Annotated in this window: 20 protein-coding genes; 14 read left to right on the forward strand and 6 right to left on the reverse strand. The window is 43.1% G+C overall.

The annotated features are described in order from the left end of the window. Positions 1-66: 66 nt before the first annotated feature. The 3 genes from J7W08_RS10345 to J7W08_RS10355 all read right to left on the reverse strand — a co-directional run bounded on the left by J7W08_RS10345 (position 67) and on the right by J7W08_RS10355 (position 2,668). Positions 67-678, reverse strand: coding sequence for an orotate phosphoribosyltransferase-like protein (locus J7W08_RS10345; RefSeq protein WP_048193407.1), 612 nt, complete (start codon positions 676-678; stop codon positions 67-69). A gap of 74 nt (positions 679-752) precedes the next feature. Beyond that, positions 753-1,232: an NOB1 family endonuclease gene (locus J7W08_RS10350; RefSeq protein ID WP_048193408.1), complete on the reverse strand. Its 480-nt coding sequence runs from the start codon at positions 1,230-1,232 to the stop codon at positions 753-755. A 71-nt stretch (positions 1,233-1,303) separates the two neighbouring features. Continuing rightward, positions 1,304-2,668, reverse strand: a complete 1,365-nt coding sequence (locus tag J7W08_RS10355) for an ATPase domain-containing protein (RefSeq protein WP_233084379.1) — start codon at positions 2,666-2,668, stop codon at positions 1,304-1,306. Between the two features lie 130 nt (positions 2,669-2,798). On the opposite strand from J7W08_RS10355, the gene J7W08_RS10360 reads away from it, so the two are divergent. Continuing rightward, positions 2,799-3,596 (forward strand): NAD+ synthase, encoded by a 798-nt coding sequence (locus J7W08_RS10360; RefSeq protein WP_259370106.1) that lies wholly within the window; start codon positions 2,799-2,801, stop codon positions 3,594-3,596. 4 nt (positions 3,597-3,600) lie between these two features. On the opposite strand, the gene J7W08_RS10365 is transcribed toward J7W08_RS10360, so the two are convergent. Then, complete coding sequence (locus tag J7W08_RS10365) at positions 3,601-4,896, reverse strand: tRNA(Ile)(2)-agmatinylcytidine synthase (protein WP_233084380.1); 1,296 nt, start codon at positions 4,894-4,896, stop codon at positions 3,601-3,603. Between the two features lie 73 nt (positions 4,897-4,969). Between J7W08_RS10365 and J7W08_RS10370 the strand changes: the two genes are divergently transcribed. The 6 genes from J7W08_RS10370 (at position 4,970) to J7W08_RS10395 (ending at position 10,772) form a co-directional block, all read left to right on the forward strand. After that, positions 4,970-5,941 (forward strand): transcriptional regulator, encoded by a 972-nt coding sequence (locus tag J7W08_RS10370; RefSeq protein WP_233084381.1) that lies wholly within the window; start codon positions 4,970-4,972, stop codon positions 5,939-5,941. Between the two features lie 121 nt (positions 5,942-6,062). Next, the gene (purN, locus tag J7W08_RS10375; protein ID WP_233084382.1) at positions 6,063-6,671 is read left to right on the forward strand and encodes a phosphoribosylglycinamide formyltransferase; all 609 of its coding nucleotides are present in this window, start codon (positions 6,063-6,065) and stop codon (positions 6,669-6,671) included. 46 nt (positions 6,672-6,717) lie between these two features. Beyond that, positions 6,718-7,962 (forward strand): serine hydroxymethyltransferase, encoded by a 1,245-nt coding sequence (gene glyA / locus J7W08_RS10380; protein ID WP_233084383.1) that lies wholly within the window; start codon positions 6,718-6,720, stop codon positions 7,960-7,962. A gap of 22 nt (positions 7,963-7,984) precedes the next feature. Continuing rightward, positions 7,985-8,845, forward strand: coding sequence for a bifunctional methylenetetrahydrofolate dehydrogenase/methenyltetrahydrofolate cyclohydrolase (locus J7W08_RS10385; RefSeq protein ID WP_233084384.1), 861 nt, complete (start codon positions 7,985-7,987; stop codon positions 8,843-8,845). 72 nt (positions 8,846-8,917) lie between these two features. Next, complete coding sequence (gene folP / locus J7W08_RS10390) at positions 8,918-10,150, forward strand: dihydropteroate synthase (protein ID WP_233084385.1); 1,233 nt, start codon at positions 8,918-8,920, stop codon at positions 10,148-10,150. Positions 10,151-10,157: 7 nt separating this feature from the next. Beyond that, a complete protein-coding gene (locus tag J7W08_RS10395) occupies positions 10,158-10,772 on the forward strand; it encodes a methylenetetrahydrofolate reductase C-terminal domain-containing protein (protein ID WP_233084386.1) in 615 nt (204 codons plus the stop codon). Positions 10,773-10,869: 97 nt separating this feature from the next. On the opposite strand, the gene J7W08_RS10400 is transcribed toward J7W08_RS10395, so the two are convergent. Both J7W08_RS10400 and J7W08_RS10405 read right to left on the reverse strand, forming a co-directional pair. After that, entirely contained in the window at positions 10,870-11,601 is a 732-nt protein-coding gene (locus J7W08_RS10400; RefSeq protein WP_233084387.1) for a winged helix-turn-helix transcriptional regulator, read from the reverse strand. 17 nt (positions 11,602-11,618) lie between these two features. Continuing rightward, positions 11,619-12,041 carry a peptidase domain-containing protein gene (locus J7W08_RS10405; protein WP_233084388.1) on the reverse strand — a complete coding sequence of 141 codons (423 nt, stop codon included), beginning with the start codon at positions 12,039-12,041 and terminating at the stop codon, positions 11,619-11,621. Between the two features lie 281 nt (positions 12,042-12,322). Between J7W08_RS10405 and J7W08_RS10410 the strand changes: the two genes are divergently transcribed. From J7W08_RS10410 to J7W08_RS10440, 7 genes are all read left to right on the forward strand, one after another. Next, the gene (locus tag J7W08_RS10410) at positions 12,323-12,835 is read left to right on the forward strand and encodes a hypothetical protein (RefSeq protein ID WP_233084389.1); all 513 of its coding nucleotides are present in this window, start codon (positions 12,323-12,325) and stop codon (positions 12,833-12,835) included. Positions 12,836-12,875: 40 nt separating this feature from the next. After that, a complete protein-coding gene (locus J7W08_RS10415; RefSeq protein WP_233084390.1) occupies positions 12,876-13,574 on the forward strand; it encodes a hypothetical protein in 699 nt (232 codons plus the stop codon). Between the two features lie 74 nt (positions 13,575-13,648). After that, on the forward strand, positions 13,649-13,870 hold the full coding sequence (locus J7W08_RS10420; RefSeq protein ID WP_259370140.1) for a PLD nuclease N-terminal domain-containing protein: 222 nt from the start codon (positions 13,649-13,651) through the stop codon (positions 13,868-13,870). Positions 13,871-14,095: 225 nt separating this feature from the next. After that, complete coding sequence (locus J7W08_RS10425) at positions 14,096-14,404, forward strand: hypothetical protein (RefSeq protein WP_233084391.1); 309 nt, start codon at positions 14,096-14,098, stop codon at positions 14,402-14,404. 75 nt (positions 14,405-14,479) lie between these two features. Next, positions 14,480-15,319, forward strand: coding sequence for a hypothetical protein (locus J7W08_RS10430; protein WP_233084392.1), 840 nt, complete (start codon positions 14,480-14,482; stop codon positions 15,317-15,319). Positions 15,320-15,645: 326 nt separating this feature from the next. Beyond that, positions 15,646-16,488, forward strand: coding sequence for a hypothetical protein (locus tag J7W08_RS10435; RefSeq protein ID WP_233084393.1), 843 nt, complete (start codon positions 15,646-15,648; stop codon positions 16,486-16,488). 197 nt (positions 16,489-16,685) lie between these two features. Then, positions 16,686-17,243 (forward strand): hypothetical protein, encoded by a 558-nt coding sequence (locus J7W08_RS10440; RefSeq protein ID WP_233084394.1) that lies wholly within the window; start codon positions 16,686-16,688, stop codon positions 17,241-17,243. Positions 17,244-17,277: the final 34 nt, after the last annotated feature.

Here is a 17,277-nt window from a genome sequence, read left to right on the forward strand (position 1 = left end):
CTCATTAATTATTTAAAAAAATCTAAAAAACGTTTTTCTAAAGGATCAAAAGGGGATATTCCCCTTTCAGTCCACACGTGTGATACGTACCAGTGAGCTCATTGGTACATTGGCTATTGAATCTGAGTTCATCTTGTCCAGAATTACAGCTATGGCGACAGGATTTGCATCTACTTCGCGAAGTTGTTCCACCACGTCTGTGATAGTAGCACCCGATGAGACAACATCATCTACGATTATGCAGTTCTTTCCTCTTACATCGGCGAAGTTCCTGCTAAAGATGCCTCTCTGACGACTCTTTTCTTTCTGGTCATCATAGTCGTGGAAAATACCGAATTCAAGTCCGAGTTCTTCTGACATTATTGTAGCGATAGGTATTCCGCTAAGCCCGATCCCTATCACGACGTCAGCTAACTGATCGGTCTTCTCAAGTGACTCTGCAACCATATCACAGAGTGCCTGTGATACACATTTGAGCCTGAAAGAACTCTGTCCGATGCTGCTCCAGTTCACGGAGATGTCCTTTGGTGCAGGAGCAACGACGTCCTTCTTTGAACGTGTCAAAAGCCATGTGACGGTTTCCCGGGATACGTTGAGCTCGTTTGCTATCTGGCCTGTGACAAGGCCGTTAGCTTGCAATTCAACTGCTTTCTGGATCATTTCTTCTATATTGTTCATATTATCCCAGCTTAAATCTCAATTAGAAATATTGTATTCTCTTTCTTTCACCTTGTTATAGGTCATATCTACGGTTATAGTTTTCTTTTCCTGACCTTTTTCAATGGTGACCCACAAACAGGGCATTCCTCACCTTCATCGAACTTACGCCTGCATGCAGTGCACTTCTTTCCCCATACAAGGACATCACGTATCTTCTTCTGTGCAATTGGCTTGAATTCAATACCAAGAACTGATGCGACGTTCTGTACAGCATAATCATCTGTTAGCAGGATAGAGTCCTCTTTGTATTCAAATGCCTTTGCGAGGATATCGATGTCTGTATCCGAAAGCTCCTCGACGTCACGCGTCTCTTTGGCAAGCGAAACCACCTTTTTCCTGATGTCAGGGTCAGGCTGTTCCACCCGGGTACCTGTCTCACAGGCGATCTCAAATCGCATAAGGGCTTCCTGACTCTTCATCTCATTCCTGACAGTAGGTACTGTTATGAATTCTGAAGGGTTGCCATCATAACCATAGATAAAAACTGCGGAGTCTGTAATATAGAATGTCATATTTGTTTAGTCCAAGCCTGTGTTCATATTTTGATATTTCTCATCAGGCTTATAACTATGCATCCTTCCCTTCACTGGGAGGATGGCAATATGATGTCGATTCCGGAACTTCTGACCTCGAATTGCCGGATGCCGGTATCGTGTGCACTTCCACGCATTTTGATAACGGAGATCGTCTTTTCGGTATGTCCTTCTTCTTCTCTAAGGGAAAGGAGGACAGATGAATCCATTCCATAGTCATTGAAATCCCGTATCGTTTCGTTCATATCAGTTATTTGTGCAAACATTGATGTGATACCGTTGGACCTGAAGATGTCTGCAAGGAGCTTGATATGGTCCTTCGCATCAAAAGGAGTCATAAGGTCGCTGAAAACATGGATATCGTCCACAAAAATGCGTTTTATATCCATTTCCTTTATCATTGACCGGAGTTTGATGGCATGTTCTCCTGCTTCAAGGTCTGAAGGCTTGGTGTAAAGGACATTGACGAGTCCGGAGGAAATATGGCCACTAATATCATGTCCTATAGACCTTGCATTGTTGATCGTCTGTTTATCGGATTCGACAAAGGAAACGATCATGCCTTTTTCACCGGCGTTTGCTCCCTCTGCAATGAACTGGGTTCCGATGGTTGTTTTACCGGTGCCACAGCTACCGGATATGAGCATTGTGGAACCTTCGAAAACCCCTCCTTCTGTCATACTGTCAAGCCCGGAAAGTCCTGTTGAGACGCGGGTGGTCGAATATGGTATATCGGGTTCAGGCAGTTCCTGATTGTGGAGTATCACGCCTTCATCTGTTATTGTAAATGGATGTTTGCCGGTCCTGTACCCCTGCCCTCTCAGCTTAAGTATCTCAAGGTGGCGCACCCGGCGTTTGTTAACTTCATCATCCGAGAGGTAAATGACACCATCGGAAACATGGCTAAGGTCGCTTGTCATAAGTTCTTCTTCTGTGAACTCTCCGGTGGCAATTACCAGAGCATCCCATTTTTTCATGCGCAGGAACAGATCATAATAGAACCTGCGTTTTGCTTCCTTGTCAAGTGTGCTTCCAATAGCTGTTATCGGGTCAATGACAATTCGATCCGGCTTTATCTTTTCGATGGATTCCTCGAGGTTCCACATGAACGAATAGATGCCTTTGTCAAGTGTCTCAGTGCCGATAGGTATGTAGTTCATATTGCCGGTGGACAGCAGGGATATATTGTAAAAACTGAGCTTTGACATGAAGTTGTTGACCATTGCAATAGGTTCGTTCAATGATGTGACATACATGCATACTTCCTTTTTCTCGGAAGCAGTAAAAATAGACTGCATTGCAATTGTGGTCTTTCCAGATCCGGCCGGACCTGCGATAAGTATGGCAGAAGGTTTTGGGAATCCACCCTTCAGGATCTTATCAAGTCCCAGTATCTCCGATCTCATCAGATTCATTATAGCACCTACAATATATTAATAACAATTTCTGTGACTACTGTATTAAAGGTTATGTTACATACATTGTATTTGAACGTGAAATCTTAATATGGGGCTAGCCATAATAGTGCTCCTATTATATCATCAAATGGAACTTGATAGCATGGACATTGAAAATGCGAAGGACATTATTGTGGATTTTATCGGGACAAAGCTGGGTGAAGCAGGCATCTCCGGAGCTGTTGTAGGCATCAGCGGTGGCATCGATTCAGCACTGGTGGCATACCTTGCTGTTGAAGCGCTGGGTGCTGAGAATGTACTGGGCATCCATATGCCGGAGAACGCTACTCCCGGATCCGAAGTAAATGATGCAAAAGAGGTTGCAGAAAGGCTGGGTATCGACTTCAAGATCGTTAATATCTCTGACATCCTTGCTACTTACAAGGATACGATGCCTGACATTTCTGAAGCCACAGCTCCTGTTGATGGTAACCTGAAAGCAAGGATCAGGATGTCTGTACTTTACTACTATGCCAATATGCTTGGCAGTGTCGTCATGGGTACCGGCAACAAGACCGAGATCCTTCTGGGATACTTCACAAAATACGGCGATGGCGGTGTTGACCTTGAACCCATTGGTGACCTTTACAAAACCGAGGTCAGGGAAATGTCAGAAATGCTTGATCTGCCTGAAAGCATACTCAACAAGGCACCTTCTGCAGGATTGTGGGAAGGCCAGACCGATGAGGAAGACCTTGGTGTTCCCTACGAGACAATCGACAAGGTCCTTGAACCGATCCTTGCAGGTGAAGGTCAGGAACGTGTGAGTGCAAGACTTGGAGTTCCCATGAAAGACATAACTTCACTGATGAAGCGCTTAAGGCTCAATATGCATAAAAGGACAACCCCTCCTATAGCTGATCTCGATGAGCTTCGGGAAGACTGAAATATCATCTTGATGGGAATATCTTCCCTTCTTCTTCCTTTTTTTCTTTCACACAGCGTACAAGGGGCATTGCAAGATGCCTGCGTGCGCATGGGGGGACCTCATATGTTCCTGTTTCAAGGTCTCTTTTCACTTCTACACGTTCAGCTGAATCCGCAGATGTTCCACACTTCCTGCAACGATAACCCTGCCCTTTGCCTGCGGATTTCATATTCTTGCCACATTCCGGGCACGAAGGGTTAACGGATTTATATTTTTCTGCAAGGGATATTATCTTTAATTTTTCGATGTTCAGTGTATTGTTCTTGACACTACCTGAGAAGACAATCCTGTCTCCCGGGATGAACTTACGGGCAAGTTCCCTGAAGTTCTTGGTAGGCTCATAAGCAGCACAGTCCATCTCGTCTCCTGAATCGTCCCGGATGGAGAATATTGTATGTCCTCCTCTGATGGTCTCCGGATCGGTTGCCACCGTAACTTCGATGGTGTAGGAGTGGAGGTCCCTGATGTCCGAAATCTTTTCTACAGGTATAAGGTGCAGGTCTGTCCCCTGGTCTGTCCGGTATACCATGTGTCGTTCCACAGGTTCGGAGCTTATCATCTGTGAGGTTCTTGTGACCACATCGATGCTGTTACCACGGATGCCGAAAAGCACAGGGTCTCCTGCATGCGGGATACAGACCACAAGGTCGTTTGCAAAGTCCACAGTATCCCATGTGTCCGGATATGTTTCCAAGTCTGCTTTCCTTACACTCTCCTCATCAACTTCCCTTGGTGTTCCCCATGCATTCTTTTCCCTGTATGCAAGGTACTCGTAAGTGTGATCCCAGCCAAGATTTAGCATGGCACCGCAGGCAGCAAGGGCACCGATAAGCCCCCTTCCATTCTTCAATCCCTTTGATGGAAGGCCAAGTTCTGAAATAAGGTTCTTTGCATCCTCTATTTCCAGTACCTCCCGTACAGCCTGCATGAAAAAGTTCCCGAGTGCTTCCTTTACCCTTTCCTGTTTTCCTTCGGGGATGAACACGATTCCCGGGTTTGTCATATCGCTTTGAAGTTCTGCCAGCTCTTCCACTCTTGAGATAACATGTTCCATGACCTTTTCCGGTTCCCTGGTGTCAATTTCAAAGGCTGTAGATGCATTTCCACGAGTCTTGTAGGGTATTGTCGGATTGAGGCGTATGAGTATCGGGCTGTCTATGATATCACCGTACTCTTTCAGCTCATCCATTAGCATTGCACACAGGTACGTAGTGCACATTCCCTCTCTGGAATCGGTATCATCTATAGCTATGATCATGTTCTCTTGTTCCGTGTTCGTTTATATACTAACAAATACCTTTATATAGATGTGCAATCAATCATTTATCGCAATGACAAAGGATATTCTGATACATCAGATCATTGAAGTATTGGAACGCGCTGATTTCACGGTTTCAAATCGATGTAATATCAGGCCTCGGAGCTTCGATCTCGCTGCACGTCAGGATAATACGCTCCTATTCTGTAAGGTCTTATACAACATTGACGGTCTGAACGAAGAGACTGCCCGGGAGATGATAGCTCTGGCAGAGTATCTTGGTGGTTATCCGATACTTGTGGGTGCAAAGACACGTGACCAGATGCTTGAGGATAGCGTAGTGTATATGAGATACGATATACCTGCGTTGAATGTCCAGACGCTTTATGACTATTTTGTGGAGAGTGTTCCCCCTCTCGTATCCGCAGCACCCGGTGGGCTGTATGTGTCCATCGACGGTGATGTGCTGAAGAATGCAAGAATGGACATCTCTATGTCACTGGGAGCGCTTGCTTCCGAGCTTGGAGTATCCCGGCGTACCATCAGTAAATATGAAGAAGGGCAAATGGATGCTTCAATTGACATTGTATTGCATCTTGAGGAGATACTTGATGTTGCACTTGCAAAGTCCATTGATATCTTGCGCAGCTTTGAAAAAGAACTGGAACCTGCAAGTGTCAAGGAAGAAGAACCTGAGAGGGCTACTCCTCCAAATGACAATATCCTGAACCTTATCTATACACTGGGCTATGATGTCCTTTCAACGAACCAGGCCCCATTCAAGGCAGTGTCCAAGGATTATTCCAGTACTTTCCTCACAGGTGTTAGCGAGTACAGCAATGCAATGCTAAAGCGAGCCCACCTCATGAGCAGTATATCGGATGTTATCCAGACACAATCTGTTTTCATTGTGGAAGGTAAGAGCAGGTATGAGTCCGTGGAGAACACAGTTCTTATTGAGAGGGATGAACTTAATTCATTATCCGATGCAGACGACCTTGAAACCCTTATTAATGAGAGGGCAAGGCACAGAAAGGAAAACTGATCGGACGCACTTTTATTCCATAAGTTGCTTTTTAGTTTTTTTTCTGGAAAAACGTGATCCGGGTATTTCTGCTTATATAATCCCAAAACTCTAATATATAGCAATCTCGTATGGGTGAGCAATGACTCTCAATATTGCAGTTCTTGTCTCTGGACGCGGTTCGAACCTGCAGTCCATTATTGATAACATTGAAAATGGCTATATTCCGGATGCTGCCATCAAAGTGGTTGTCAGTGATAAAGGGGATGCCTATGCACTTGAGAGAGCTAAAGATAACGGTATTGATGCGGTATTCGTGGATCCTTCGGCATTTGGCGGAAAGAAGGGCTATGAGGAAGAGGTTCTTAGGAAGCTTGCAAAATATGATATACAGCTGGTTCTCCTTGCAGGATACATGCGTATCATTGGCAGGGATGTAATAGAAGCTTATAAGAACCGTATGATGAACATCCATCCCGCACTTTTACCATCCTTCATGGGACTGCATGCACAGAAGCAGGCATTTGATTACGGTGTCAAGGTTGCCGGCTGCACAGTGCATTTCGTCGATGAGGGTATGGATACCGGACCAATAATTCTCCAGAGATGTGTTCCCGTGCTTGAGGGGGACACCGAGGACACTCTTGCAGACCGCATCCTGGAACAGGAGCATAAGATCTATCCAGAGGCCGTAAAACTGTTCGCAGAGGACAGATTGAAGGTGGATGGTAGGATCGTATCTATCTTATAATCAATTGATCAATTTAAAACGATAGCTATCAAAGGAACGATAAACTATGTCTTATATCTCAGATATCGACCCAGAAATTGCCAATGCATTGGAATTGGAGGCAGAGCGCCAGGATTACAAGCTGAACCTTATTGCTTCAGAGAACTACACAAGCCGTGCGGTCATGGAAGCACAGGGCTGCATTATGACCAACAAGTACGCAGAAGGTTATTCCGGAAAGCGCTATTATGGTGGTTGTGAATTTGTTGATATTGCAGAGACCCTTGCTATCGAGAGAGCAAAGGAGATCTTTAATGCAGAACATGTGAACGTCCAGCCACATTCCGGCTCAGGCGCAAATATGGCAGTTTACTTCTCTGTGCTTAAGCCAGGCGACAAGATCATGTCAATGGATCTTTCCCATGGAGGTCACCTCTCCCACGGAAGTCCTGTGAGCTTCTCCGGCCAGCTCTACAACATCGTGCCATATGGTGTTTCCAAAGAGAACGAGATGCTTGACTACGATGCACTCATGGAGATGGCAAAGGAAGAGAAGCCACAGATGATCGTTGTAGGAGCTTCCGCATACTCCCGAACCATTGATTTCAAGCGCTTCAGGGAAATTGCAGATGCTGTTGGGGCATACCTGCTTGCAGATGTCGCACACATTGCAGGTCTCATCGCTGCCGGTGTTCATCCAAACCCATTCCCACATGCTGACTTTGTGACCACCACCACACACAAGACCCTCCGTGGTCCAAGGGGTGGAATGGTAATGTGCAAGGAAGAGTATGCAAAAGGTGTCGACAAGGCAGTTTTCCCGGGAATCCAGGGCGGCCCCCTTATGCACATCATCGCTGCAAAGGCAGTTGCATTCAAGGAAGCACAGAGCGAGGCTTTCAAGAAGGACCAGGAACAGACAATTAAGAATGCAAAGGCACTTTGTGCAGCACTTCAGGAAAGAGGCTTTGATATCGTCTCCGAAGGTACTGACAACCACCTCATGCTCCTCAACCTCAACAAGTACGACATCACCGGAAAGGATGCAGAGGTTGTCATGAGCAAGGCAGGTATTGTGATCAACAAGAACACCATCCCATTCGAGACCAGAGGTCCATTCATTACAAGCGGACTTAGAGCAGGAACCCCTGCTTCAACAACCCGTGGAATGAAGGAACCTGAGATGATCGAGATCGCTGACTTCTTCGAGACCATCCTCAACAACAAGGACAATGATAAAGTTCTTGAAGCAGTCAATGCGGATGCACAGGAACTCTGCAGCCGTTTCCCGATCTACGAGCACTTGAAATAAACAAATAAGAAGGTGAACTGCAATGTCTGACGAGGACCAGAACAAGATCATTGATGGAAGAGCTGTTGCAAAGAAAGTGGAAGCTGAAGTTAAGGAAGGAGTTGAGAAGCTCAAGAGTGAAAAAGGAATCACTCCCGGACTGGCTACCATTCTTGTAGGCGATGACCCTGCATCAAAGATGTATGTGAGGTTAAAACACAAAGCATGTGACCGCGTAGGCGTTTATGCAGAGGATCACCCGCTTCCTGAGTCCACGACCCAGGAAGAACTTCTTGACCTTATCAGTACACTGAACGCAAGGGAGGATATCCATGGTATTCTCCTGCAGCTTCCGCTTCCCGGACATCTCAATGAGCAGGAAGCAATGAACGCCATTGACCCTGCAAAGGATGCGGACGGTTTCCACCCCTTCAATATGGGTCAGCTTCTCATCGGTATCGAGGAACTTGTTCCATGCACTCCAAAGGGTGTCATCCGTGCACTTGAGGAATACAATATTGACATACAGGGTAAACATGCAGTGATTGTAGGTCACAGCAATGTGGTCGGAAAGCCAATGGCTGCAATGCTTGTGAACAGGAACGCCACTGTTTCTGTGTGCCATGTATTTACTGAGGATACCTCTAAGTTCACGAAAGAAGCAGACATCCTTGTGGTTGCCACGGGTGTGAAGCATCTAATCAAGGAAGACATGGTGAAGGAAGGCGCTGTGATCTTTGATGTTGGTATCACAGAAGAGAACGGTAAGGTCTACGGAGACGTTGACTTTGAGAACGTCATCAAGAAAGCTGCTCTGGTTACCCCGGTTCCAGGCGGAGTTGGTCCTGTGACCATTTCCATACTCATGCAGCATGTCCTGATGGCAGCACAGAAGACTGCTTAAAGGCAGTCTCCACTTTTTCTTTTCAATCGTATTATATATAATCGATAAAAACTCATAATCACTGGTTATACAATGGTTGTTGACGTTGACATATGTGGCTTGAAAATAGGCGATGATCACCCCGTACGCTTAATGGGTGTTATAAACTTAAGCCGTGAATCTTTTTACAAGGGATCTGTGGTGGATACGGATTCCGTTCTTGATGTTGCCCAAAAGATGATCGACGATGGAGCCACCATCATCGACCTTGGTGCAAGATCCACCTGGCCGCTGGCCGATCCTATTACTAAACAGGAAGAATGTGACCGTCTTTTACCTGCACTTGAACTTCTGAAGGACAACCTGGATGCTGTGATCTCAGTGGACACTGTGTTCTCGGACATTGCGGAGAAGGCGCTGGAAAAAGGTGCTGACGTTGTCAATGATGTTGCAGGTTTTGCAACAGATGGCGGTATGCTGGATGTGGTTGCAGACCACGGCTGTCCGGCAGTTGTAATGGCAGCGGGAAAGCTTCCCGGCGATCCGCTGGGAATGGATGCCATCATGCGTTCCCTTGACGACATCCTTGTTCGTTCCGAAGAGCGTGGAATTGATACTGACCAGCTTATCCTGGACCCTGCCATCGGCAAATGGGTGCCGGAAAAACTTCCTATGTACGACCTTGAGACCATCGACCAGTTCGATCGTCTGAAAGTGTTCGAAAAACCACTTCTTGCAGCCATCTCTCGCAAATCGTTCATCGGGGATCTGCTTAACAAGCCTGCAACCGAGCGCCTGTACGGCAGTCTGGCAGCAGCAGCGATCGTTGTCCAGAAGGGGGCACATATCATTCGTACTCATGACGTGGCAGAGACACTTGATGTGGTACATATCGCAGGCGCCATACGCAGCAGGCAGCCGATAGTGGAGGAGGACGGCTTCGAGGTCAGTGTGCTGGACATCGCAAATCCCGACGATGCAGCTCTTGCAATGCGAAACATCGGTGTTACCGGTACGGGTTCCATTATCATGAAAGGTAAGACAGTGAACCGTGTTCTACGCATCAGCAACATCACCACCACCGAGGCCCTGATCATAAAGCAGGAGATCCTGGCACGTGGCGGGGATGCCGCGCTTGAACGTGATGCTGTTTCCCATGAGACCGAGAAGACCGATGTCATCGTAATGGGCACATTGCTCCAGGTCAGGAAACTTGCCGATAAGCTTGAATGCCAGGCAAGGAACCTTCCGCTGATATCAAAGATGATCAAAGAAGCACTGAAACAGGAATCTGATATTGAATACTCCTATATGAGTAAGATCTGAGGAAACCATGATAATCTCATCTTCCAAACCCTTTAGCGAGATCCTTGACATGCTTTCGGACAAGGAGTCCGTCTTTATCGTAGGCTGCAGCGTATGCGCCGCCAAACAGCATGTTGGAGGAGAACCTGAGGTCGAGGAAATGGCATCTAACCTTAAGGACGCCGGAGTGAACGTGATCGGTGGAATCGTTGCAAAGGCAGCATGTAGTGTCCGCTCACTTGAATATCTTGAGGAACTTGCACCTAAAATAAAGGATGCCGATGCGGTGCTTGTCATGGCATGTGGAAGTGGTACTTCCAACATCGCACGTTTTGTGGACGTGGATGTTTATCCTGCAAATAACACCGAATCCCTGGGTGCTATGACAGGGGATAAGGTCATACACCATTTATGCGCCATGTGCGGCCAGTGCACCATCGCCCAGTTCGGTGGCGTCTGTCCCACAGCCCAGTGTCCCAAGGAACTGCTCAATGGTCCCTGCGGTGGTTCCATGGATGGCAAGTGCGAAGTTGATCCTGAGAAGGATTGTGCCTGGGAACTTATCTACGAACGTCTTGAGAGGATCGGAAGGCTGGATCTGCTGGACGAGGTCCGGGATGCGAAGGATAGGCTGGTGAAGTAAGTATTTTATTTTTAGTCTGGTACAGGAGAAAGGAAGGGCTGGCACCACCTTCCAGTTCTTTGATACTGGATTATATTCTGAAATCCCGATCTGCTGATTAACTAGCTAAAATGGCAGGTTCGGATTCCGATATAACTCTTTCCACATCTGCCTTTATTGTCGGACTAATAAAGCATCTTTTGTATTTCCCATCGTTTTTAATATCTACAAGTCCTTCATTGTTCATGTCACTAATATGCCAGTGCACAGTACTTTTGTCCAGACAAAATTTCTGAGTTAGGTCCTGATTTGTTATTCCCGGTTCACGAAGAATGGAAATCAAAATGAATTTTCTTGTATCATTTCGAAGGAAGAATGCAATTTTTTGTTCTGTGTCGGAGTGTTTATAAGAATTCTTAAAAATCATTACCACTCTTCCTTTCCTTACACATTTTACTTTGTTGTAAATCTGAAGCATTTTCAAATGGTATTTGATAGTACCTCTGTTCAATTTGAGTTGTCTTTCAATGTCGGATATTGTAGTTCCAGGATTAGCTGTTATAAATTCGAGAATTCCATCCCGATTTTGATTTTTGCAGTTTTCTTTTACTCTTCCGAGCAATAAAGGCAGGAACTTGTAAACAGCTAGCGAGGCACCCAATAACCCGGAGATATAGGCTATTTGAAGGGATAACGGGATTTCCCAGAAAGTCAGAGTGGTGGTGGCGCCACCTTTATACATGTCCATGTCAGGATCAGGATCTAAAATAATTTCATACTCGCTTGCAGTGGCTAAAGCGGAACTGCAAACGAGTATGAACAGTAATAATAGAATCCATAAATTTTTCATAACACTGGTAATAATTTTCAGATATAATAATCTTCTGTACCTGAAACACTATAACCATAAACCTCATGATGCCATGTTCCGATGTCAATTCCATCTGAATTTCTTATCGCAAATTTAATTCTTCCATCGATGACACCATCGGAACTGTCATAGTATGTTCCGATTAACTGGCCACTCGGAGTGTGCACTTTTAACCTGAGCGAATCGCTTGTATCGCCCCAATTCAGATCAACATATAAAGCAGTTGTGTAGGAACTGATCGGTACACCATGCCAGTTTGTTTCTCCCTGTGTTATAGTGGTAGTTACCCATCTTGGTGTAATCGTAATGTCTGACTTGACAGGAACGATGGTATATCCGTTGTCCTGACTGGCGGTAGCTGCGGCAAAAGATACCGTTATAAGCATTACCATTAGTAGTAATCCAATTTTTCTGATCATCTATATCCTCCGAAATTTTACAATTCATCTTGTAAAAAAACAGGATATAAGTTTTGTGTCCATATCATCCAACTGAAAAGGAACAGTTGGATGATATGGACAGATTATATTTATACAAAGTCAACTCAGGAAAATAAGACATCAAAAAGATGTTTGATGGAGTTCAAATAATCGGTTTCATGTGTATTTGAACTCCACGAGCCCTGAGGCATTGCATTGTTGGTTTTGACATATTTAAAACTTGCTTGTGCCTCTGGAGTAAATTGAATGAGGTAAATAAAATGAAAAGTAAAGGAATTAGAATTTGGTCACTACTCATGGCTCTCTTGCTTGTGAGCGTGTTGTCTGTATCCGCTGCTAGTGCAAATGAGATTTCCCAGAATGATTTAGAGCTAAAGAATGCAGAATCATTAATTACCGACAAAAGTACTGCCTCTGGCTTCGTAATGTTTTCAGATAAATCATCTACAAGATCAGGAGTTACTTATGATTTAGATGTCACCATCACTGGAGTTAAATCATCTGGAAGTTACTGGTATAATCTTAATGGTGATTCTACTGCAACAGCATCTGAAAACATTGATTATATTCAGGCATCTGGGACACTCTTAGGTCCAACACTTACTGCCAACTATGGACCAGTAGGTCGCTACAATGATGATTCAGTAGTTGCATCTGGAACATTAACTGATTACTATTTCTGGCAAACAACATATCAAAATCAAGGACATGGAATGTATAGAATAGATGGAGTGAATTATTATCTCGACTCGACAGCATCTATTACGACATAAAGCCAATTAATAATGAATGAAAAAGGAAGGTGTAGAGTAAATGAGTAAAAAGGAATTAGCCATTCTTCCTTTTTTTATTTTTTTTGTAATTACTATTTGTTTATATGGTTGTTTTGCAAATGAACAATCGAAAGTAAATCTGAATACTACTTCAGCTAAAGAAAGTCTTCTTAATGGGACCAGTATTTACGGTTATGAAACAGCATATGCTGATAAAAGTTTGAAAAATATATCATCAATTTCGATGGATGAAAGTCAACCGGAGATCCTAGAAATTGAAAAATTAAAAGTTCCAGGTACAATTGCTATGGCAATATCAGAGTCCTATCCTTTCAAAAGAAATGAGGTTTGGAACAAGTCATATATTAGAAAAGGAGATTCTCTTAAAAGCTATGTTTTTCTAGCAAATTATAAAAATGAATCACATGATTTTTTGATATTTAACTTAGTTAATTACACGCAGAAGCCAAGTTATTTTGGAGAAAATTCATCTACAATTCACCATCTGACGTTGGAAAAAGATAGTTATATTGTTTTTACATTAGAAACACAACCCTTCGAACAAGTTGGAGAGGAGCTTTTTCAAGTAGCTGTAGTAATCGATCCTTATGAAGCCGAACCGACTGGCAAATACGGATTTTTGGATACGGGCTATTTATACCTGTCTCCAAAGGTATTGGTAAATGTAACTAAGACAGAGATGGAAACAAACATATTTATGAATGATGTGAGGGTGTAAATTTGAACAAGAACACAATCGAATGGGTACTCATCGGAATTATAGTTGTAACAATAATCACAACAGCATTTTATATGGGTCAACTATTATGGGGTATAGCTGCAATAGCTATTGTTTTTTGGCTTTTCATGTTATTTGATTGCCTTCAACGAAGCACAGAAAATTTTCCTCGCACAGGAGAACATGAGAAATTGATCTGGCTAATCGCCTTAGTTTTCTTGAATTTTATAGGTGCAATACTGTATTACTATATGGTCAAAATACAGGGCAATAGTCTAAAAAAACCAGAAGAGTAGATTTATTAAAAAACACAACGCTACTCTATTAAAGAGGATTCCGATAAACCTACATTCGCTTAATTTATGGATTATAAACAAGTGCTCAAATTCTAGGTTTAATCGAAATCCTCAGGAATTTATGATATTGTTTAATTCAGTTATTTTGTTTAAGTTCGACAAAATAACCATAAAATATTTATAATGTACTCAATATCAAAAAGAGTAACAAATTGTAAAGAGTTAATGGGCTCAGCCAGTCTTGAAGGAATAACTGAAGTCCCTGTGCATGGAGGTTTCCATATCGATTACATCCTGAAAGAAGAATTGTGGCGCTCAGTAGCAGTACTCCCTCTCTCTTTTTTGGGGATTTGTGTGCTCGATGAAGCCGGAGTTATTTCAATCAGCGCTTTATCAATTTTCATTCTGGCTTTCTTTGTAACGTTTGTCCACGTTTCATTCATGGTCTGGTACAGGAGAAAGGAAGGTCTGGCATTCTCTAACATTACGTTGATACTGGACCATCTGTTAAGTTCAAGGTCAAATGATAAGTGAATTAAAATTCGATTTAAGGTCAATTTGATCTTGCTTTGGGAAAGAATGTTTGGATAAGATCCAGGTTCTGATAAAATGTATGAGCTATCTTCTAAAAAATTAATATTCATAACAATAAGCCTGATCCTGGTCATCAGTCTAATATCAGCTTTAGTCACTTTGCCTGCAGAACCTTATCACTCAAGCAATGAGTTCAAGTTTTCAGAATTATTTAATACATCTTTTCATAAATATCCGGTTCCTTTGAGTAGCTACTCTGCTTCAAGTGGCTATATCGATTCAGTCATTGATTCCACATCCCTTCGTATTGATCCTCAAAATGTGATCGGTTTAAGCGAGTTTGGAGCAGCAAATATTATACTTATCGAATCTGAGGGGAATATTACTGAAATAATCGCTGATGACAGAGCCAATGTTCTGGAAATAAATGCCCTTGAGATGAAACCAGTTGGCTCAAGAGAATTTTCTGCTACAGGAAATCTAATGGAGAGCACAGTAATAGAATTATATGAACTTGAAATTCTCTTGCCCGATCCAGATAAATCCTCCTCTCTCACTGTAAGTGCTCTTGAGATATCCCATGAAAGCTGGGAAGACCAGATTGGTTGCAAAGGGGACAAGAATAAAGATGTTTACATTGAAGGACTGTTTTTCATTGATAGTTCCGACAATGTGCTTGTTGTGGGAAATTCAGAGGTACTTACAAATTGCACACTGTTGTCGGTTACTGAAAATAAAGAGCACTCACAAAGTGGCAAGACTTTTGGAGAATTTTATAATTCAGTTAAGTGGGAAAGTAAAGGTCTGTTCATATGTTCTAAATCCGAACGAGAACCACATATTGTAGTTGATAAATTTATCACCATCAAAACATGGGTTGCAGAAGATTCATGGCTCATCCTGGGTCTATTCTGAATTGCACATCTTATGGACATGTAATGCTATTCTCAGGATGCCCCATTCTTGTTTGAGCATGCTTTTTTGCTAACTAAAGTTGAAAAGAATGTAAAAATTGGGGATTAACGCAAAGGTACCAATAAAGAACAATTTGATGAAATGGATATAAAATATTTATACTGCTTGGCACTTAGAACAGAATACGACATTGTAAAGACGTTGTGATATTTGAGAATTCTTGACAGAACAGCCAATCCGCATATCAGGGTATAATCTCAGGTTTTACTGTTTACTCCTATGGCTACGTCTTTGTTTCCGGATCAATGGGTTCAAGAGGATATTGCATGAAACTAAAGCTATTTCTGGGATTACTGTTAGTTATCGGCATGATCGGGTCCGGATTGGCAGTTGAAGAAAATGCAGAACAAAGCAATGAGTCTGTTGAAGGGCAGTTGCCAGGAAGGGTCCTGACACCGGACGAAGTAATGGAAGTTTTTGGCAATGCTACGTGGGATTTTCAACTACCCGATGAAGCACCGGATGATTGTATTGTGCGTTCACATGAAGGCACAGAATATGTGTATATGGTACGCAATTTTTCAGATCCGATTTCGCTAATAGAACTAAATGAAGCAAGGGACGATGTGATCAATAGCTATCATGTGAATACGTCGGAGAACGGAGCTTCATATGGTTCTATAATGTATTCAGTACCTCAGGTTCCGGAAGGAGGACGCATTGTAGCGTACTGTTTTAGAATTGATGATGAAGGGATAACAAGTCACTATGTGGGAATTGCGGGTGACGAAAGGTCCGTATTAAAGATCCATGAAAAGGCAGAAATATGGTACAACAATGAAGTTCTGGAGCTGGAAAATGCAGAAGCAATTACAACTGCTGACGATGAACTCATTTCCAATGGCTCAGGCCAGTTCTCATCTGAAAGTTATACAATGGATGAGGATAGGCTCGAGATTGCAAATAAGTTGTATGGTACCGACATTACATATGGCGAATACATTAAGCAGGTCTTCCCTGAAACATACAAGGAATTTCCATCACCTTCTGAAGAAAAACTCTATAATATGGATATGATATGGCCGAAATCTCCCCGAGGAATCAAATTAGTTGTCTGTGTTCTTGTTTTGGCGTTTTTCATGGAGAAAATTCTGGAGAAACTGGATTGATCCGGTTGAAGTAACAGAGCTAAACAGGGAAAATACAATGATTTAAGGCAAAAATTGGTGGGATTGTAAAGTTTAGGGTTTCAAGGATTGAAGCTTATAAAATTGAAAGAAAGCAAACTTGGATGTGTTTTATAGTGATTTGAAAGACAAGGAAGTGATAGAAAATGAATAAGCTAATTGGAGTGCTAATTGCGATTATGTTGGTAATGTGTCTTACATCATCTGCAAGCGCAGCAGCTAGTGAGAATGAGACTTTTGTTGAGGATGCTGCCCAACTAAGACTTGAAGAAACCAAAGAGAGATTGGGGGAAGATGCTGTCCAGGAAATGGAAGATTATCTTGAGTTGCAAAAGAACTTGCCTGCTGTGGTAAGAGCTATGCCGGGAGGTGGTAGTGCCTTAGCTTATGCTGGAACAAATAATGATAGCAGGGTTGTCTATCTAAACTATATTGATGGCATGGATCTTTCTGATGAGGAGAAGGTAGAGTATAAGAACAAACTTATTGATGTCTGGGATCGATATCCAGATGATATAATGGTTACTGATTATGCTTTCATGGCAAAGATGGCTGGTTTGATGGAAGAGGAAGCTAAGAAAGTTAGGGATGAAGCCCATTTCGACGAAGATGGAAATCTTGTGATCATAGTCAATGAAACAACACAGGAAGAACCCGGGACAAACAAGCAAACACCGGGCTTTACCTCAATAATGCTCATTATCGGACTGTTGTTATCGGCAAGGAGTAGAAAGTGATGGGTTTTGTGACAGTATGGAACGAAAAAATATA

Origin of the sequence: Methanococcoides orientis, assembly GCF_021184045.1 — an archaeon.
Classification (GTDB): Archaea; Halobacteriota; Methanosarcinia; order Methanosarcinales; family Methanosarcinaceae; genus Methanococcoides; species Methanococcoides orientis.